Source organism: Pseudoalteromonas rhizosphaerae (genome assembly GCF_902498845.1).
Taxonomy (GTDB): Bacteria; Pseudomonadota; Gammaproteobacteria; order Enterobacterales; family Alteromonadaceae; genus Pseudoalteromonas; species Pseudoalteromonas rhizosphaerae.
The window spans coordinates 710,274-730,648 of record NZ_CABVLM010000001.1 but is presented as its reverse complement, the minus strand read 5'-3'; the positions used below and the strand labels follow the sequence as shown (position 1 = coordinate 730,648).

Genomic DNA, 20,375 nt, shown 5'->3' with positions numbered 1-20,375 from the left:
AGTTTGCGAGTTTGCGAGTTTGCGAGTTTGCGAGTTTGCGAGTTTGCGAGTTTGCGAGTTTGCGAGTTTGCGAGTTTGCGAGTTTGCGAGTTTGCGAGTTTGCGAGTTTGCGAGTTTGCGAGTTTTATCAGAATGAATTTTTAAACGCGGTAGTCAAGTACTTCGTCTCTTTACTTGTAGTGGCTCATATCTGATCTGACACTTTTATTTGCTGGTTTAGATACCATCTGACAGGCCGCTTCAGACAATTTGCGGACGTTCAACTTGTCTTTTAAATTCGAGCCTGTCAGCGATAGCTGTTATTTTACCCATTTACGCTTTTTATTTCAGTATACCGAAGGGTCTTCCCCGTCCCACAACTTTAAATCAGCCAATATCTCAAAGGTTGCATAAGTAAAATCATTTACACTTAGTGACACCGAATTGCACATTCCAACAACAGACGTTTGGGTGTCTGGTCTTCGAATGTAGCTGGTGCCTGTTCCAACCCAACCACCGTTGTGGAAAAAATAGCGACCATCGGTATTTTGCCCATTGGCGTAGTACCATTTCCCCTCATCGCTCTCTGGCACATTCACATTTGGCTTATTCATTAGCGCAATTAACGCTTTAGGATCTTTGCCCAACTTAGGATCATTAAAGTGATTATCCCATATCAGCATGTCATCTATGGTGCTGAATAAGCCTCCATCACCAATTGTGTGTAAAGCAGTCAAATGATTGCGTTGTTTTCCTGCTTCAGGCGAACGGTATCCGGATGCTCGGTTAGGAATAATCTCTTCGGCGCTATCTGAAAAAAACGTATGATTCATACCAAGGGGCTTAAATATACGCTTATTGGTGAATTCGCGTATCGTCAATCCACTTATTCGTTCAACTAATTTTGCCAGAATGATATACCCGTGATTACTGTATTCCATAGTGGTATCAGGTTCATGTACAAGCGGAAAGTCTTTAATGACAGAATAGTACTCTGAATTTGATACGAACTGTTCACTCCCAATAAAAAAGCCGCTTAAGGAAGACTCACGAAGTGTACTTAGGTGATCTTCAAAATCGCCCAAACCGCTGAAATGTCCGAGTAGTGAGTTGATGGAGATCTTTTTTCCATATTCTTTTAATTCTGGCAAATGCTGGCGAATATCGTCAGTGAGCGCGATGGCGCCATCATCAGCTAACAGCAAAACAGCGAAAGCTGTAAATTGCTTTGATACCGACGCCATTCTGAATACCGATTGACTACTGAGCGGTATTTGGTGTTCAACATTAGCTAGTCCATAGCTCTTTTTGAATATAAACTCTCTGTTCTGAATTATACCTATAGAACATCCAGGCCCATCTGGGCTAATGCTCTTTTCGGCAATAGCGTCCATTCTTTTTTCTAAAAGCATTATCTGATTATTTTGTGCAACAGCTTTACCTGAATTTAGTAGTAGGCCAATAGTGAGCGCCTGAACTAATCTGTGCATGAGTTATCCCTATCTAATTGTTTTCGTGTAAAAACGTTTGCTTTCCATGTGAACTGATATGTGAGATAAATTAGCATTTCAGATTTTTCGTATCACACTATCAATGTTTTCAGCTGGATAACTGTACACTGTATTTGTATGATAGAGAATGCGAAATATCCGCTTCACGTACACAAGAGACTGTCAGATTTGATATAACTCTACCTGTGAAAGTGTCAGGTTAAATGGCGACTAATCCACTTTACTCCCACTAACATTACCTGTACTAGCTCAGACTTTACCCTCGCTAGCTACCCCTCCCTAACAGCTCAGCTTTTACTTATCACTTTAATTAATCCGCCCAGCATTTTAGATAATTCGGTTGTTTCATTGATCCACTGAAATGCCGTATTCGAATCGATTTCTCCTATTTCCATAGATATATAAAGTTGAGACCTCAATTCACCACAACTGCCTTTGGCGTAATACAAAAAACGAACACAATCTTTCGAAGACATTCTTTCATAGCCTTCCGCTATATTCGATGATATTGACAAGCTAGAACGGGTTATTTGATCTTTTAAACCTCGCTCATGACTTGATTTAAAGTGTTTAAATACAGCTACTGATAGTGCCGCTGATCGTTTCCATACATCTAGTCGCTCAAAATTCATAATATAAATTATTCAGTGTTTTATATATTTATAGTACAAAAAATCAAAAAATAACATTAAAGGTACAACTTTACCCTCGCTAACTTTACCCTCGCTAACTTTACCCTCGCTAACTTTACCCTCGCTAACTTTACCCTCGCTAACTTTACCCTCGCTAACTTTACCCTCGCTAACTTTACCCTTGCTAACTTTACCCTTGCTAACTTTACCCTTGCTAACTTTCCCCTCGCTAGCTTTTCCCCACAAAAAAAGCCGCTTAGTTTAACTAGGCGGCTTTGGAGGTTAGTCTCACTGTATTTGGGCGTGTCTCCAAACGAGTGAATACGTTACCAAGGAACTTTTTGTTTATTACGCTTAGATTGACTCTAAGGCAATTTTAACCATTTCATTGAAGGTGCTTTGACGCTCTTCACTTGGGGTTGCTTCACCAGTGATCACGTGGTCACTCACGGTAAATAATGCCATGGCTTTTGCGCCATATTCAGCAGCAACGCCGTATAAACCGGCTGTTTCCATATCTACCGCTAACATACCTAGTTTATCAAGTTCTTGATAAAAGCTGTTATCGGCTTGATAAAATGTGTCGGTGGTAAATACGTTACCCACTTTCGCTTTAATACCTAGCTCTTTTGCTGCATTAACGCCGTTTAATAGTAAATCAAAATCAGCAATTGCTGAGAAATCATAACCACGTACACGCGCACGGTTTACATTTGAATCTGTGCTTGCGCCTTGTGCAAAAATAACGTCACGAATTTTAATGTCGCTACCAATACCGCCACAGGTGCCGATACGAATTAGGTTTTTAACGCCGTAGCTGACGATTAATTCGCGTGCATAAATCGACATTGATGGAATGCCCATACCAGAACCCATAATGCTTACTGGTTTACCTTTATAAGTGCCAGTAAAACCATACATGTTACGAACGCCGGTTACTTTTACAGCATCATCAAGAAAATTTTCAGCAATGTATTGCGCACGTAATGGATCACCCGGCATTAATACCGTTTGTGCAAAATCGCCATTATTTGCGTCAATATGTGGAGTACTCATTATTCGTTTCCTTTTACTTTTAGCGCGTTAAGCTTATCAATAAAGCCATCGCCATATTCAAGTGCAGGTAAGTTAAACCACTGGGCAAGTGTTTGACCTATGTCTGCAAAACTAGCACGTTCACCAAGCGGGGTATTTTCAAGCCCTACCTGATAAGCAAGTACAGGCACATATTCGCGGGTGTGCTCACTGCCCGGGAATGTTGGATCACAACCGTGATCCGCCGTAATAATTAGTACGTCGTCGGCTTTAAGCTGCTTAAGTATCGTTGGTAAGTAATCGTCCAACTGTTTAAGCGCTTTTGCATACCCAACAGGGTCGCGGCGATGACCAAATTTTTCATCAAAATCAACTAAGTTAGTAAATATCAAACTGTGATCTGGCGCTGATGCCATTACCTCAGTGGTTTTTGCTAACAAGTTTTGTAAGCCTGGGGCTTTGTGTTTTTGGGTAATACCTTGATGTGCATAGATGTCAGATATCTTCCCTATACTAATCACTTCACCACCGTCATCGGCTAGTTTGTCTAGCAATGTTGGCGCTGGCGGTAACACTGAATAATCTCGACGATTGCCCGTTCTGGCAAAGTCTTGATTATTGGAACCCAAAAATGGCCGCGCAATCACTCGTCCTATGTTCATTTCATCAAGCAGCGCCCGTGTGATTTCGCAGACCTGATAAAGTTTTTCTAGACCGAAAGTTTGTTCATGCGCGGCTATTTGAAACACGCTATCAGCTGAGGTGTAACAGATTGGTTTACCTGTTTTTACGTGCTCTTCACCTAGCTGTTCTAAAATAGTAGTACCCGAGGCATGGCAGTTGCCTAAAATCCCTGGGATACCGGTACGAGCAATCAGCTCGTCAATTAACTGTTGTGGAAAACTCGGTTGTGTTTTAGGGAAATATCCCCAATCGAATAACACCGGTACACCGGCCATTTCCCAATGACCTGATGGGGTATCTTTACCGCTAGAAAGCTCTTTAGCGTAACCCCAAGCAGCAATCGGTGTTTGGCGGTCGCTAACAAGGCACGGTTCGTTGCCTGCAGCTTCACATGCATCAACTAAACCTAATAACGATAAATTAGGTAGTGATAGCCGTTCGCCGGTTTCTTCAAAGTATGCTTTAAGCAAATGTGCAAAAGTGTTTGCGCCCAAGTCGCCAAACTTATCAGCGTCTGGTGCTGCACCTATGCCTAGGCTATCTGCCATTAATATAATTGCTCTTGCCATACTCACCTCGATTATCCAATGTAGCTACTTTATATTTTTGTGCTTTTTAACGTACAGGACATAAGTCCTGTTTCATAAAACCTAAACATTATAAATTTCACCCCTTAAAGCGAAGCAAGAGAGATTATTCGTGTCTTTTTTGCTATTGTGATCTACCAACAATGTATCCTTCTGTGTGGATGAGAACTTTAGTGACACGAACAATAATAGCCATTGCTGGCGCTTCTGCGTCTGGCAAATCTCTTTTTAGCCAAACAATTTACAATGAATTGGTAAATGAGCTTGAACCAGGCGCCATCGCCGTGATTGAAGAAGATGCGTACTATAAAGACCAATCGCATCTGCCGTTTGATCATCGTACGCAAACGAATTACGACCACCCTGATGCGTTTGAACATGAGTTAATGTGTAAGCATTTAACACAGTTACGTGATGGCGAAGCGGTAGAAGTACCTACCTATGATTATGCGCAGCATACTCGCAGTGACAAAACACGCACTGTGATGCCAGCAGAAATTCTCATAGTTGAAGGGATTTTATTGCTTAGTGATAAAGCGCTACGTAAAGAATTTGATATCAAAGTGTTTATTGATACACCGCTTGATATTTGCCTGATGCGCCGTATGCAACGTGATATGGAGCAACGAGGCAGAACATTACAGTCCGTTGTTGAACAATATCAAGCTACAGTGAGACCGATGTTTTATCAGTTTATTGAGCCTTCAAAGCACAATGCTGATTTAGTGGTTACACGTGGTGGTATGAATCGTGTTGCGATTGATATAATTAAAAGTAAAATAAAATATTTACTGCAAAAATAACAACGGGAATAAGCAAAGATGACAACATTTATGAGCTTAGTCGGCATGTGTATGCTGCTAGGCATTGCATTTGCGGCTTCGACAAATCGCAAAGCAATTAGTTTAAGAACTGTCGGTATCGCTTTTGCCCTGCAATTTATAATTGGTGGTTTTGTCCTGTTTTCAGACGCAGGCAAAAATGCATTAGTTGGCATGTCAAAAGCCGTATCATCAGTGATCGGGTTTGCTAATGATGGGATCAGTTTTTTATTTGGACCGTTAGCAAATCAGGATACGTTAGGGTTTATTTTTGCTATTCAGGTATTGCCAGTTATTGTGTTTTTCTCAGCATTAGTTGCTGTGTTATATCACTTAGGCATTATGGATTGGATAATTAGAATATTAGGCGGTGGTTTACAAAAGCTGTTGAAAACCTCACGCACTGAGTCGCTTTCAGCAACCGCAAACATTTTTGTTGGTCAAACTGAAGCGCCACTGATTGTTAAGCCGTTCATTGCAACGATGACTAAGTCAGAGTTATTTGCAGTGATGGTCGGTGGCTTAGCAACGGTAGCGGGCTCAGTAATGGCCGGTTACGTGATTATTGGTGTAGAGCTTAAGTATTTAATTGCAGCCAGCTTTATGGCAGCACCCGGTGGATTCTTAATGGCCAAGATGATTGTGCCAGAGACCGAAACACCAAAAGATACTTTAGCTGATTTAGAGCTTGACGAAGACAAGCCGGTTAACGTAATTGATGCAGCAGCATCAGGTGCAGCAAACGGTATGCATTTAGCCTTGAATGTAGGCGCAATGTTACTCGCATTTGTAGCTTTAATAGCGCTGCTAAACGGTTTATTAGGTGGTATTGGTGGTTGGTTTGATTATCCAACCCTAACATTACAAGAAATTTTAGGTTATATATTTGCGCCGGTTGCCTGGTTACTAGGTGTACCGTGGAGTGAAGCAATTATAGCTGGTAGCTTTATTGGTCAAAAATTAGTAGTAAACGAGTTTGTTGCTTATTTAGACTTTATGAATTATCGCGATACGTTAAGTGCGCACACACAAGCGATTGTCACATTCGCGTTATGTGGGTTTGCTAACTTATCATCGATAGCCATTTTACTAGGTGGATTAGGCGGTATGGCGCCTAGTCGGCGAAAGGATATCGCACGCTTAGGGCTCAGAGCAGTGTTAGCAGGATCTATGGCTAACCTTATGAGCGCCGCAATTGCAGGTTTTTTCCTCTCGCTAGCTTAGAAACTTTGAGATGAGCCTTGGTTGCAAAACAATAGGGTAAGCCTTTAAGGGGTTAAAGACTTATCTTACTTGAACGATACTTCACAAAGGGCCTTTATGGCCCTTTTATCGTTTTTAATTCACTGTTTACTTTCATAATACTTTTCTTAGTTATTGCTATACTCAAAGTTCTATCGCCAAAAAGAGAAAATAAATGCGGCTATTTATTCATTTGCTACTTCTTTGTATCAGTGCCCAAAGCATTGCCCATCAAAACTTAATGGTTGTGACCGAGTTGTCACCGCCGAATCAAGTTTTGCTGAATAATCAGGTAACTGGTTATAGTACTGAGTTAGTAAATATGATTATTTTAGAGGCTAAGCTCAATGCCCCAATCAACATGTACCCTTGGGCACGTGCTTATAAAATGGCGGTTATTTACAGTATGGCACGCACTACGGAGCGCGAAACACTGTTTCATTGGATTGGGCCAGTAGCACAGTTTGAAATGGGCTTTGTAAAACTCTCTGAGCGCAGTGATATTAACTTTGATAATACAGAGCAAGCCAAGCAATATAAAATTGCCGTACAGCGCCATGATCTTGCATCGCAAGTATTAGTAAAACGTGGTTTCGAAGTATTGCTGACCACTGATATTCAAAAGTCATATCAGTTACTACTGGCAAGAAAAGTTGATCTGGTAGTCGACGATGCTAATTATCTAGCTTCAATGAGTGAGCAGCTAGCGATCAATGCTAACGCACTGACGTTCGTACATGCCATAGAAGGACTGGCAGTAGCTGGTTACTTAGCTGCAAATATCAATACTGATGAAGATATTATAAAAGCACTGCAGCAGGCTTTTTTAAAGGTTAAAAGTACTGAAAAATACCGTCAATTAATAACAGCTCATTAACTAGCTATTGTACATAACGATGCCGATAAGCGTCAAAGTTATCCACCGCTTTAAGTTTTTCTAACTGCTCATTGAAGCGCTCAACTATCTCGATAGGCATCTCTTTATTAAAAACTAAATAATTACCCTGTAATGTATTTACTGGCAGCTCAACAAGTTTGACGACTTCTTTACCACCGTGACCAAATTGCTGTAGTTGGTAATCTAAGGCAAACTCTGAGCCGAGAATTAAATCGATTTTATTTTTAAAAAATAAGTTCATATACTCATAGTGATGAGCTACTTTTAATAAGTTTTTATCTTGTTGGAAACCAATACTCTCCACTAACCCCTCATAAATATTGCCTCTAACGACACCTAAGGTGTATGCACTAACTTGAGTAATATCAGTTGGATTAATGTGTTTGTTATCACGAAGGCGATAAAAAAATGTACGTGAAGAAACCAACGGGCCAACCCAGTAAAATAAATCTTCTCGCTCAGCACTGCGAGCGGTTGATACTAGCCCTGAGAGCTGATTTTTTTGCACTAAATCGTATGCCCTTGCCCAAGGCAACAGCTCAAATTTGCACTCCACTTGTGAAAGCTCACACAACGTACGCACAATATCTAAATTAATCCCTTGCAGCTGCCCTTTATTCGAAAAATTATAAGGGGGAAACTGTTCAGTAAAAATAGTAATTATTGGCTTTGCAGCGCAAGTAAAAGTGAATCCAAGGCTAAACACTAGGATAAGTAATCGGTAGATAATCTATCTCGTTACAGAATAATAATAGATAAAGAATAGGAGGGGGAGCAAGTTACGTCAATTTTCAAACACAAAAAAGCAAGCCTAAGCTTGCTTTTTTTATTCTACCTAAAAGGTAAAATTATACAGCAGTGATGTTCTCTGCTTGTGGACCTTTTTGACCTTGTGAAAGAGTGAACTCTACACGTTGGCCTTCAGCTAAAGTTTTGAAACCTTCGCTTTTGATTGCTGAGAAATGTGCGAAAACGTCTGGGCCATTTTCTTGCTCGATGAAACCAAAACCTTTAGACTCGTTGAACCACTTAACTGTACCTGATACGATGTTAGACATTGTAATATCCTGATATAAAAATAAAATAATTGCTCTAATGAGCGGTGTAGCAAAAAATGAGATGGTACTTTAAAAACTTCAGGACGGTACTACAAGTATTACTTATACAACATCGAAATGGAGATTTATAGCTTTCATGCTTTCTTTCTAGCTGCAGCAAACTATACAGGGTTAATAAGTTATGTCAACCCATTTATTAATTAATATATACTCAGCCATGAGCCAACCTGTAGTAAATTCAAAACTAAAAACACAGCACGCAGCGGTAACATGCGTTTTTATAATGGCTTGTAAATACGATCAATAAAAAAGCCCTTGCAGCTAACTGCAAGGGCTTTTCTTAATCGTTACTAATATTATGATTAACGCTTACGGCGACGACCAAATATTGCTAATGGAGTAAGTAATAACATCAAGAAGCTCAGGCTACCGCTACTTGATTTCGATTTAGGCTTTTCAACCACAGGTTCTGCTTCGTTACTTACGGCAACCGTTACTTGCTCGGTAACCGATACGGTGCCATCACTGACCGCAACTTCGAACACGACTTCTTCGTCACTTGTGATTGCGCCTGGAGTAAAGCTAAGTACCGCAGTATCTGCATTAGATAGTGTTGCGGTTGTGCCGCTTACCTGTGTCCATGCATAAGTAAGTTCATCTGCATTTCTATCCGTGGCTACAGCATTTAAAGTACTGGTTACTGATTCCGTAATACCTAACTCACCAGTAACTGTTACTATAGGAGCTGCGTTATCACATGCGACTGCATCGCCAGCAATTACTGCTGAGAAGATTGGCGTTGTTACATTGTTAAATGTAAGGTTATCAATCCACCATCCTAAATCACCAACAGCGCCATCTGATGAAAGGCGAAAGCGTAGTTTTGCTCTATTACCATTGAGTTCACTACCAAAATTAATTGTTTCGTAGTTACCGTATACGTTGCCCTGATTGATGTTGTTACCTGTAAACGTATCACGCTCTTGGATAGCTTGGGAGTCATTCTCAATTAGCGGACCATCGTAACCTCGATTAAATGTACCACCCATTTCAGTCACATCAACCCAGCTACCACCATTGACGCTAATTTCAACAACACCACCATCCCACTCGTTTTCAATACGATAAAAATGCCAGAATGACACCTCAAAGTCACCTGCAAAGCCAATATCAAATCCTTTAGTTTCTATCGCTACATCTGATTGGAAATCGTTGTTCTGCAAGAACATCGTTTGCTCACCAAGCTCAAAACCAAAGCTGTTGAAAAAGGCAACATTATCATCAGCTGCCATGCTTTGTGTACCTTTAGCTAAATCACCACCGATCATTACATTTTCTTTTAGATCATATAATGATGCTCTCGCTACTTCCATGTTATCCATAGTTTGCGCGCCGACTGGCTGTTTTTCTTTAAAAGCCATGTTGACCGAATAAGTAACTTTTTCAGTGGCAGCTTCAACAATTTCATCGTCAGCAGATAACTCTGGGAATGATACTTCAATTTCTAAGTTTTCAGCTGTACCTGATTCATTTAAGGTAAACTTAAGGGGTGAACTCGTTGCAGTCGAAAATGGCATTGTGTCAGCAAATGTAACTAAACCATCATTTTCAAATGTCACATCATGATCACTGACCACAGTCAGTTGAGCTTGCGTACCAGTAAGCATTTTACTACCAGTATTTGTAATACTCACAGTTAATGTGGCCGTTTCACCTTTATCGACAATACCGTCATTTGAACAAAAGCCTAGCTCTGCACCATTGTAGTTTGCATCAATAGCCACATCTTTGAGGTTAAAGCTAGCCAGTTCCATCTTGTCAGATTCTACAACGCCCGTTAAATCTTCACTGAAACGATCTGGCGCTACAGCACCTAAACCCATGCCGCGCTTAGCAAATGCACCTAAAATAAGCTCATAATCTTTGGTATCAACAGCGTATGCCGCCGCTAATATCGCATCACGTGCTTCAGTATATAAAGGCGCAATTGGTGTTAATTTATAGCCTGCAACAAGGTAGTTAGCCATGCGATTTTGTGCTTCTTCAAAACCATGTTCATTGATTAATGCTACATAACTTTCCCAAAGCATAGTCGCCCAAATTTCACCCGCAGCATGTGGAGAGGCTACACTTGTTGGTGAAATGCCTACATCTGCACCTGCATTTTCAGTAATATGACGGAATGAAAGCGGATTAACTTCTTTATTTGTAGAGTATGGTACACGACGAATACCATAGTAGAAGTCTTCAACAAACGTACCACTGCCGTATGCTTTTTGAAACTTGTCGTTACCTGTGATGTTGATGTCATCAGCTTTAGCAATAAACATCAGGGAGTGGAAATCACCCCAGCCTTCACCCATTGCACGGCCTTGGAAGTTAATTAGACCCGCAGAGTTACCAACTAAACGATTACTAATATAGTGGCCCCATTCATGAGCAATAATACCGTTATCAAGTGTGCCATCTTTTAACTTGGCATTATTGAACATATTAACAGTAACTGTATTACCAGCACTTATAGAGTCATACATCAGATGACCATCAGCAAAGTTAAGACCCATATTAGGAATTAACACCGCATCATCTTCACCGCCCATAGCCGCAGGCTCATCAGTGTCTGGAACGTTGTTTACAACAATTGCGCCGATTGCTCCAACTTCTTGAGCATGTAAAACTTTTGCTGTGAAGTTACACGAACCACGATCAATTAGGGCAATTTTTCCAGCTAACTCTGCGCCATTAGTTGCAGGCTCACAGCCATCGAAAACGCTACCTGAATCAGTGTCATTACCATCAACCAAACGTACAACTTCAGCTGTAACATCAGCAAATTGAAATTGCCCAAAGCCCGAGACTTTAGAAGACTCAAGAACTCCAATAGTTGCGTCAGAGGTTACAACCACACCAAAGTCTGTGCCTACTTTTGCATCTTTACTATTATACAAATACATTTGCATACGTGGACTTGCACCATCAGCTGGTGTTGCCATATTAGCATTATCTAAACCGCTATTATCTTGCGCTTGAGCCTCAATAGGATCCCCTTCAATGCCACCGCGCTCATAGTTAGAGAGCTGAGCTACATTCGAAGTTTCATTAAAACCATGATCATAGAAGAAGTCGTGCAAAAAGTTATTCATGTAGAATAAGTTTACAATTGCCGCTTTGCGATTGTCGTAACTGTTTGCGACTTGATCAACTTGATAGGGGTAATCAAATGTAAAATCTGAGGTTGTTTCAGCAGTGAAGTCACCTTCAGTGAAACCTTGTGGTGCTATAACGTCGGCATATGCAAATACGTTATTACCAGATGTAGTTGTAGCATCATCAGTAAGCCATGGATCCATGGTGCTTAACTTACTGTAATAAGAAAGGCTCACTATCGGTGCATCAAGGATTTCGGTTTCATCTGTTTGATCAGGACCGTCAGCAGGAATAACATCACCATGTGGGCCTTCCCATGGGTAACCATCTGCATCAGCCCAGACACGGTAGTTAAAATCAGCAGCATGCGCTTTCAGGTCTTTTTTGAAATATACTTTGCTGTTTTTTGCACCAATAACATAGCTGAAGTAGTCACTTTCTAAACTGTTCTTATCTGCGACTTCAACTTCAACATAATAAGCTGATTCAAGTTGACCATTAACCTCAAAGAATACTTTTTTAGCGCGCGGCTGGCCAACTACAACTTTATCACCACTTTGATTAGTTACAGTGTATTTAACGTAATCGCCTTGTTCAGTTGATTTTGTAAGGGATACATTAATATCTGCTAGCTTTTTAATCGCTTGTTTAATGCTCTGCTCAGCACCAACAAAATCAGCTAATGGTGCTAATGAACGTTTAGTATTTGCACTTGTGTTAGCAAAATAGCCTGATCCTGCCACCAAGTTATGTTCCTTATCCATGATAAGGTTATATTCACGATTAAAAACTTCTACGCCATGAACTTGTTGTTTATATTTAGCCGTTACAGAACCACTTTTTTGTTTAGATAAATCTGCAAGAACTGCGTTTGACGTCCCTTTTTTACTAGTACTGAAACCGGTTAAAGCATTTAAATAAAAATCTGCAGCGTATGCATTTCTTTGTTCAGGTAAAACAACTGACATATTAGGTTTTGCTTGACCAACGGCTTGCCAAAGAAACGTTGCCTTGCCAAGCTGAGCATCAAAAATTGAATCATGCCCCGATACTGTTCTACGTTCAGCTAATGCACGTTGCTGGGTTATTTGTGGATTAAATTGAACTTGAGAGCTGACGCTTGGCGCATTAAAAAATCGAGTTTGCTCAGTAGCTTGTACTTGAGTCGATGCCAAAATAGCCGTAACCATCGAAGCAACGGCCGTTACTTTAAATTGATACATTAATAATCCCCTGTTGTTATAATTTTAATTTGGTTAACATTCACAACCAAGAACAATGTACACTAATGATGTTAACCAAAGAAAGCCAAATGTAAACAAAGGTAAATGGAGAAATTTAAAAAATGTCAAATAACTTTAAATTACAACTAGTTATAATTACAATCGCACTAATAAGTGGATGTAAAAAAAATGAAACACTAACTGATAGTACCGAAAACAGCATCAATACTAGCAATGAAAAAGCTCAAGAAGTAGCTTTAAATACTTCACAAAAACTAAAGAATGTAGAAACAACACTTTTAGTTAGCAATTCAATTAATAATAACGGGGAAAAGATTAGCTATAAAACGGATAAATTACTTAAAGGAACAACTGTCCATAATCACGCGACATCGGAGCAAGGAATTGTCACTGGAGCCGTGTTTATCACCTTGAAAAGCGACGATATTCCGCTAGCACTCAAAAGTACGTACAACACAAAAAAAATTACCAAGCACACCTATCAATTCCTAGTCGATAAAAATACCGACTTGAAATCAACAATAAGTGATTTAAAGCAATATACCGTTATTGATACTATTGAAATCGCAATTAATTATTCACCCATTGAGGAGCAGTTTTAATTACTCGACCACAAAGTCAAAATAGGTATTCGGGTAGGCTTGCGGCTGATAGGTAAAGTGCCACCACTCCATTGCGTAAGGTGAAAATCCAGCGGCAAGCATAAGATTTTTCAGTTTATACCTATTCGCTTGTTGGTCATGCGTTATACGCGGGTCGTCAGTATTTGAAATGGTATCGAACATATCAAACAATGAGCCCATATTTAATCCTTTGCCTTGACTATCTGTCAAAGTTAAATCGATTGTTGAACCACGGCTGTGGCCTGATTTAGCTGCGATATAATCACCGAGTAACTGGTCTTTTCCTAAATTAGGGTAATACGCTGCTTTAGTTTTTGTGTCAGTTGCGTCGTTAACCCAACGCACAAAGTGGTCAACGGCACGTTGTGGCCGATAACAATCGTAGATTTTAAAATTATAACCAGCTTGCTCAGCTTGAGAATGCGCTTTTACCAGCGCTGCGGCTGCCGTTTTATGTAATAAGCATTTAGGTGCGTTATAGCCTTCGATTGGTTTACCGACAAAGTTTTGCCCACTAAAATAGCGGATATCAAAGAATGCAGTTGGTATTAACGTTGCCACATCAACAAACTCACTACGATGGCTTTGAGTTGGGTCGGGATATTTAGCGTTAGCGTCATGGGCAATTGCTGTACTGCTTAAAGCATGTATTCCAAGCAGTGATATTAGTTTAAAACTGATATTTAACAACATTGTAGTAGCCTATAACATTAAAAACAGGCTAGTAATATTGCATAGTTAAAAGCCATTGCCAATAAATTATTGCTGTTCGACAAACTCAGATTGGATAAACTGAGAATCGATAATGCATCGATTACGGCCAGTTTTTTTCGCTTTGTATAAAGCCTGATCCGCTTGTTTGAGTATCTCTTCAACACTCAATTGCATCAGTGGCCAGCCAGAAATACCTATTGATATGTTGATACTTCCTACTGGTTCGATGATTGTTTCTGATACACGCATGCGTAATCGTTCCGCAAGTAGATAAGCTGACTTGGCGTTAATATTTGGTAATATAACAATAAACTCCTCTCCTCCCGTACGTGCAACAAAATCATTTTCACGGGTTACATCAACAATAATCGTAGCCAACGATTGCAAAACAATATCACCAATATCATGGCCAAACTCATCATTAACACGCTTAAAAAAATCAATATCGATAGCAAGCACAGTGAAAGACGTTTGCTGTAAAGTTAATTGATCTAACATGAACTCCAGGCTACGTCGGTTATGTAAGCCCGTAAGTGGATCTGTTTGTGCTTCATGCTGTAATAGACCAATCTGGTTTTGTAATAAGCCGACTCCTTTTAGCATAGCTAAACGCAGTTCAGAGCTTTCATAATACCAAGACCGCACTTGCTTTAACTGTTGCGAAGTTGACGGGTTATCAAGTGTTTTAGCCGTTTCTGCAAGTTGCCTTAAAGGCTGTGAAATTAATCGAGCTAGCACCCAAATAAATATAAAAGTTGCCAACCCTACTGGCAGGGTTCGATATAGAACATTCATCATCAAACCATCTAGTGGCGCAAATGAAGCGCCTAATGGTCGTTGTGTGACAATGCCCCAAGAGGCACTTTTTAATGGTGCATAACCTGCCAGCATGGCAATGTTTTGACTATTAATTAACTGCCTAGTGCCGCTTTCACCTCTTAGCACCGCTTCGATCACTGGATTGCCAAAAACTTGTTCACCAATCCGAGCAACATCAGGGTGATAAAGTAAGCGCCTACTCTTATCAACAACGTAGATATATGAGCCGTCTTTATGAAAATGTACTTGCAGTAAGTCATGTAAAATCCCTTTTTGTTTTAGATATAATGTCCCACCTATATAACCAAGGTATTCATCTTGAGAGTTAAATATCGGATGCGAAATAAATATTATGAGATTCCCTGCCGCAGAAATATAAGGCTCACTGATCATTGGCTTTTTCTTCGCTAACGCTTGTTTTGCGCCATCACTTTCTAATAGCTGTCCTTTGAGCTTTAGACTCAATGGCGAGAGCCCCAAAACTACGCCATCTTTGTCAACGACAACGGTTGAATTAAAGCTATCAGTTTGCAACCGAAGACGCTGCGTTTCTTGTGCGAGAGTGTTTGCATCATTAAACTGGATAGCAAGGATTTTTGCTGAATAAGCGAGTTGCTGCTGAGCAGCCAGTAGAAACCGGTCAGTGGCAGAGACAAGTTTAGCGGCATACGCATTATGGTTTTTTAAGGTTTGTGATTGTAGTTGCTGTTTTTGTACTTGGTAGCTGGAATAAAAGCCATTTAGAAAGGTGATCACAGTCACTGAAATAGCTAAAAACAAGATTAACTTTTTTAAATCAAGGTTGATATTCTTAAGGCTTCGCAAAATAGTTTTTCTCTATGCTGGCCTTGTATTTCCTTGGCGGTTATTTAAACACCCAATACTAGCAAGTTACTCTCACCAGCTCTAGGTCAATCAACGATTAACTTGATTTAGCGCAAATTAACAGTGTATTTATTAACTTTTACTTGTTCTAATCGCTGGCACTAAGCGATTGCTGTTTCCCCATAGAAAAATCAATTTATCTGTTTGCGCTTTTAACAAAATAAGCGAAGAAAATTTACCTTGCTCAAAATGAATAAATTATTACAATTAAAAAACAAATAACAAATAAAAGAACATTATGGTTAAACATCACTGCCAGAATATATTGTCACAATTATCCAGTCATCGTTTGCTCGCCTTAGATGTACTGCGAGGGCTCACTATCACTGCGATGATTCTAGTCAATAACCCAGGGAATTGGTTATATATGTACTGGCCGCTTAAACATGCTGATTGGCATGGCCTAACACCCACTGATTTAATTTTCCCATTTTTTATTTTTATTGTTGGGATGTCGATCACACTATCGGTTAATGCCATGCAGGCAAAAGGAATTACGAAACAAAGTATACTCAGATCTGGTGTAGTGCGTACGGTAAAGCTAGTTGCATTAGGTTGGTTTTTAGCCCTGTTCTACTATAATTTTCGCGATCCTAATTTCAGCTGGCTAGATGAACGTTTAGCAGGTATTAGGATCATGGGCGTTTTACAACGCATCGGTCTAGTTTATCTGATTGCCTTAGCTTGTTACCTTTATATAAAACCAAAGTATATTGCGCTTACCTTTGTTAGCTTACTCATCGGGTACGGCGCATTAATGATATATACGCCCTATTCATTGCCTAACGGTGAAATCGTTAAAGGGCTGTGGCTGCATGGTAATAACCTCAGCGCTTGGCTTGATAATTTACTGCTCGGTGCAAATCATGTTTACTATGCTACAGCAAAACCTTTAGCATTTGATCCAGAAGGAATACTCTCAACCTTACCTGCAATTGCAACGGCATTATCAGGAATATTGTGCGGATACTATATAAGCACTGAAAAAAACCTTGGCAAACAAGTCAGAATATTTACCCTAGTGGCTATTACAAGCATTGTTTGCGGGTGCTTACTTTCACTTTTAATACCAATAAACAAAGCACTATGGACACCAAGCTATGTAATAATCAGCTCAGGACTAGCGATGTTATGCTATGCACTGTGTAGCTATATTCTCGATATTCGTAAAGTTCGCTTGTGGAGTGCGCCGTTTTTAGTGTTTGGCGCTAACGCTATTTTGTTCTTTATGTTTGCTGGCATCGTAGCGCGTATTTTAATTATGATCCCAGTGGCTGATACAAGTTTAAAAGGTGCTATATTTAATCAAGTATTACAACCGCTATTTGGTAATTATTTAGGCTCTTTTAGCTATTCGTTGCTATTTTTACTCGCCTCTTATCTAGTGATGTATGCGTGCTATAAACGCGGGATTTTTTGGAAAGTATAATGTCTAAGCCTCATCAAGAGGCTGCTTGACTCACTTTATCTAATAAATACAGCACAGATTGGTAGTTAATACCGCTGTGCTGAGTTAAGCCAATTTCACAACTGCGGCTATTAGAAATACCGCTACTGCAATTTTGAGGCACTTGGTTACGCAGCGTTTTCAATGCATTAGCATTTAGCTCTGGCAAGTTAAAGCCCTTATCGCCGGCAAAGCCACAACATTCAATATCAGCTGGAATAATCACTTCGTTACTGCATGCTTTAGCTACGGCAACAAGTTGTTGTTCACTGCCACGGCGTTTGCTACTACAGGTAACATGTAACATAACCGGCTCGGGTTGGGCTGTGATGGTCAACTTAGGCAATAAATATTGATAAGCAAACTCAGCGCTTTCGAGTACTGTTAAACCGCGCTGTTGCGCTGCTTCATTGCTTGTTAATGCACATGGACTGGCGTCAAAAATAATCGGATAACGACCATTTTCAGACACCTGCTGCGCGATATCGAGTAACTGCTCAGCTTTACTTTTTGCCTGTTCAGGTAAACCTTTACTCGCAAAGGGCATGCCACAACATAGCTCATTAATTTGCATCGGCAGTAACAGTTCAATTCCCGCTTTAGTCGCGAGGCTATGCATAACTTGCATAATTGAGCGGCGATCATCCGCTTGCTCATCGGCTGCAAACACCCTGCTGGCACAACTGGGAAGATAAACCACTTTATCAGGCTGTTGTGCCTGTACTATGCTGTGATTAATTGGCTGCTCCCCCCTTGGCCACGCTGAATAATAAAGTGGGGTGCCAATCAGCTTATTAGTAGGTTTGGTTAAAGTACGCAGTGCCTGTGCACCAATGATGTTTCGCACCATCGCCATACTGGTTAAACCAAAGCGTGCTGTATTTGCTAATACCGCAAAATGTTTGACCGCAAAACTGGCTATGCGCGGCGCCACTTTTGCATTGAGTTGCTTTTTTGCCCTCAGGGATTTTATAAATTCACCGGTGTTAATACCAACGGGGCATTTCATGCCACACAGCCCGGTTGCTGCACAGCTATCAATACCTAAATATTGAAAATCTTTTTCGATACTGCTGAGCTGACGATTAATGTGCTGTTTTTCGCTAATATCACCGGTGTTACTAAGTTGATTAACCAATTCAGTGCGACGTCGCCACAGCGTAATACGTTGGCGCGGCGTTAAGGTGAGTCCTTTTGATGGGCATACGGTTTCGCAAAAACCACACTCAATACATTTGTCGATTATATCGTCGCTGCTAGGCATGGTTTTTAAATGTTGAATATGGCAGTTTTCATCGGTATTGATGATCACTCCTGGGTTTAAAATGTGGTCTTTATCAAACAATTGTTTAATACGTTGCATCACAGCAAAGCCATCAGTGCCCCATTCAGTTGCCACAAACGGCGCCATATTTCGCCCAGTACCATGCTCAGCTTTTAATGAGCCATTCAGTTCAACCGCCACCAGTTGCGACACGTCCCGCATAAATTGCTCATAACGCGCTACTTGCGCTGGTGTATCGAACGCTTGGGTAAATACAAAGTGCAAATTACCCGCTAAGGCATGGCCAAAAATAATCGCTTCATCGTAACTGTATTTATCAAATAATTGATGCAGAGCTTTAACACCCTGAGCTAATACATCCAGCTCAAAAGCCACGTCTTCAATGATCACAGTGGTGCCATTTTCGCGCACTGCACCGACTGCCGGGAACGTACCTTTACGAATATTCCATAATGATGCATTGCGCTTAGCATCTGTTGAAAACGCCATAATCGCTAATTGATGGGCGCTAAAATGTGCGACAAGCTGATCCACTTGTTGTTGTAAATTAACTAATTTTGTTGCGTCTCCTGCACGTACTTCGATTAATAATGCTGCACTATCTGCTGGGTAGTTATGAACATCTTTAGGCATGATGTCATGCTGCGCGACGCACAGGAGCGAGCGCTTGTCCAATAACTCAACCGCCGCTACATCAAGCGTTGCTAGCTGCTTTACTAATTCACAGACTTGGCTTATATCATCAAAAATAATAAACGCTGAGCTTTTATGAGCATGCTCAATCACCGTGTGGTAAGTAATATCAGCAATAAACCCCAGCGTACCTTCAGAGCCAATCATTAAATGCTTAATGATCTCAATCGGATCAGTGTAATCAATTAGCGCGTTTAAACCATAACCCGTGGTATTTTTTAAGCGGTATTTATGAGCGATACGCTGTGCCAACTCAGGATTATTTGTAACCTGCTGGGCAAGCGCAGTGATATCGTTAATAAACGGTTTATGGCTATGTAAAAATTTAGAACGGCTTTGCTCACTGCGTGTATCAAGCACTGTACCGTCAGCGAAGATTAAGGTCATGTCCTTTACTGTATGGTAACTATTTTGTGCCACGCCACAGCACATACCTGATGAATTGTTGGCTGCCATGCCAGCGATTTTACAACTATTGATTGAAGCGGGATCAGGGCCAATTTTACGGCCAAAAGGCGCAAGTACGGCATTGGCGCGAGCACCAATAATAGCTGGCTCTAACCGAATAGCAGCGCCGTTATCTTCAATTTGATAACCAGACCAGCAATCACTAAGCAGCACTAATACAGAATCTGTAATTGCTTGGCCTGATAGGCTAGTACCGGCGGCACGAAAAGTAATGGCAACTTTATATGTTGCAGCGGCACTGATGACCTGTTGCGCTTGTTGCTGATCAGCAACCAGTACTATTAATTGCGGCACTAAACGATAAAAGCTGGCATCAGTGCCAAAAGCATAGCGCCTAGGGTAATCTTCAATAAACGCCGAGGCTGGCAGCTTATCACTGAGTTGTTGTTGAAATAGTGTCAGTGCTGTTGCCATTATTTGCCCCTTTGCGTTCTGTTAATTTACTCGCTTGGCGACCCACCAAGCATTATGGAATATATTATTACTTGAAATAAGAGCGAATTACCATTAATAAAAGCTCGTCTAATATTATTTTTTTTCATCTAAATAACTATTAACTCTTAATATTTATGTAATGATCAGGCAAGCATGTGATTCGTCGGT

At 40.5% G+C, this 20,375-nt stretch carries 15 protein-coding genes and 1 pseudogene; 6 read left to right on the top strand and 10 right to left on the bottom strand.

Annotated elements, in window-relative coordinates:
- Window positions 1-326: 326 nt before the first annotated feature.
- A complete protein-coding gene (locus tag PSR9079_RS02985) occupies window positions 327-1,469 on the bottom strand; it encodes a serine hydrolase domain-containing protein (protein ID WP_149980370.1) in 1,143 nt (380 codons plus the stop codon).
- Between the two features lie 308 nt (window positions 1,470-1,777).
- Window positions 1,778-2,122, bottom strand: coding sequence for a four helix bundle protein (locus PSR9079_RS02980; protein ID WP_149980369.1), 345 nt, complete (start codon window positions 2,120-2,122; stop codon window positions 1,778-1,780).
- A gap of 135 nt (window positions 2,123-2,257) precedes the next feature.
- Here PSR9079_RS02980 and PSR9079_RS24225 point away from each other — a divergent pair.
- A pseudogene (locus PSR9079_RS24225) lies at window positions 2,258-2,443 on the top strand (hypothetical protein); the annotation flags it as partial.
- Window positions 2,444-2,476: 33 nt separating this feature from the next.
- On the opposite strand, the gene deoD reads toward PSR9079_RS24225, so the two are convergent.
- Together deoD and PSR9079_RS02965 are read right to left on the bottom strand one after the other, a co-directional pair.
- A complete protein-coding gene (gene deoD, locus PSR9079_RS02970; RefSeq protein WP_145238795.1) occupies window positions 2,477-3,178 on the bottom strand; it encodes a purine-nucleoside phosphorylase in 702 nt (233 codons plus the stop codon).
- The gene (locus tag PSR9079_RS02965) at window positions 3,178-4,410 is read right to left on the bottom strand and encodes a phosphopentomutase (RefSeq protein WP_149980368.1); all 1,233 of its coding nucleotides are present in this window, start codon (window positions 4,408-4,410) and stop codon (window positions 3,178-3,180) included. Before PSR9079_RS02965 ends, deoD begins: the two co-directional genes overlap by 1 nt.
- 191 nt (window positions 4,411-4,601) lie before the next feature.
- Here PSR9079_RS02965 and udk point away from each other — a divergent pair, with 191 nt between their 5' ends.
- From udk to PSR9079_RS02950, 3 genes are all read left to right on the top strand, one after another.
- Complete coding sequence (gene udk, locus PSR9079_RS02960; RefSeq protein WP_149980367.1) at window positions 4,602-5,231, top strand: uridine kinase; 630 nt, start codon at window positions 4,602-4,604, stop codon at window positions 5,229-5,231.
- An 18-nt stretch (window positions 5,232-5,249) separates the two neighbouring features.
- Entirely contained in the window at window positions 5,250-6,473 is a 1,224-nt protein-coding gene (locus tag PSR9079_RS02955; protein WP_149980366.1) for a NupC/NupG family nucleoside CNT transporter, read from the top strand.
- A 193-nt stretch (window positions 6,474-6,666) separates the two neighbouring features.
- Window positions 6,667-7,368 (top strand): substrate-binding periplasmic protein, encoded by a 702-nt coding sequence (locus PSR9079_RS02950; RefSeq protein WP_149980365.1) that lies wholly within the window; start codon window positions 6,667-6,669, stop codon window positions 7,366-7,368.
- Window positions 7,369-7,372: 4 nt separating this feature from the next.
- Here PSR9079_RS02950 and PSR9079_RS02945 read toward each other — a convergent pair whose 3' ends face one another.
- The 3 genes from PSR9079_RS02945 to PSR9079_RS02935 all read right to left on the bottom strand — a co-directional run bounded on the left by PSR9079_RS02945 (window position 7,373) and on the right by PSR9079_RS02935 (window position 12,817).
- Window positions 7,373-8,095: a substrate-binding periplasmic protein gene (locus tag PSR9079_RS02945; RefSeq protein WP_149980364.1), complete on the bottom strand. Its 723-nt coding sequence runs from the start codon at window positions 8,093-8,095 to the stop codon at window positions 7,373-7,375.
- Window positions 8,096-8,237: 142 nt separating this feature from the next.
- Window positions 8,238-8,447, bottom strand: coding sequence for a cold-shock protein (locus tag PSR9079_RS02940; RefSeq protein WP_058559473.1), 210 nt, complete (start codon window positions 8,445-8,447; stop codon window positions 8,238-8,240).
- Window positions 8,448-8,809: 362 nt separating this feature from the next.
- On the bottom strand, window positions 8,810-12,817 hold the full coding sequence (locus PSR9079_RS02935; RefSeq protein WP_149980363.1) for a rhombosortase-dependent M36 family metallopeptidase: 4,008 nt from the start codon (window positions 12,815-12,817) through the stop codon (window positions 8,810-8,812).
- Between the two features lie 122 nt (window positions 12,818-12,939).
- Between PSR9079_RS02935 and PSR9079_RS02930 the strand changes: the two genes are divergently transcribed.
- Window positions 12,940-13,440, top strand: a complete 501-nt coding sequence (locus tag PSR9079_RS02930; protein ID WP_149980362.1) for a hypothetical protein — start codon at window positions 12,940-12,942, stop codon at window positions 13,438-13,440.
- Here PSR9079_RS02930 and PSR9079_RS02925 read toward each other — a convergent pair whose 3' ends face one another.
- Window positions 13,441-14,154: a M15 family metallopeptidase gene (locus PSR9079_RS02925; RefSeq protein ID WP_149980361.1), complete on the bottom strand. Its 714-nt coding sequence runs from the start codon at window positions 14,152-14,154 to the stop codon at window positions 13,441-13,443.
- A 66-nt stretch (window positions 14,155-14,220) separates the two neighbouring features.
- Complete coding sequence (locus tag PSR9079_RS02920; RefSeq protein ID WP_425468832.1) at window positions 14,221-15,819, bottom strand: sensor domain-containing diguanylate cyclase; 1,599 nt, start codon at window positions 15,817-15,819, stop codon at window positions 14,221-14,223.
- A gap of 298 nt (window positions 15,820-16,117) precedes the next feature.
- On the opposite strand from PSR9079_RS02920, the gene PSR9079_RS02915 reads away from it, so the two are divergent.
- On the top strand, window positions 16,118-17,308 hold the full coding sequence (locus PSR9079_RS02915; protein WP_149980360.1) for an acyltransferase family protein: 1,191 nt from the start codon (window positions 16,118-16,120) through the stop codon (window positions 17,306-17,308).
- Between the two features lie 13 nt (window positions 17,309-17,321).
- Here the strand turns inward: PSR9079_RS02915 and PSR9079_RS02910 are convergent, their stop codons facing one another.
- Complete coding sequence (locus PSR9079_RS02910) at window positions 17,322-20,186, bottom strand: FAD-binding and (Fe-S)-binding domain-containing protein (protein WP_149980359.1); 2,865 nt, start codon at window positions 20,184-20,186, stop codon at window positions 17,322-17,324.
- Window positions 20,187-20,375 lie beyond the last annotated feature (189 nt).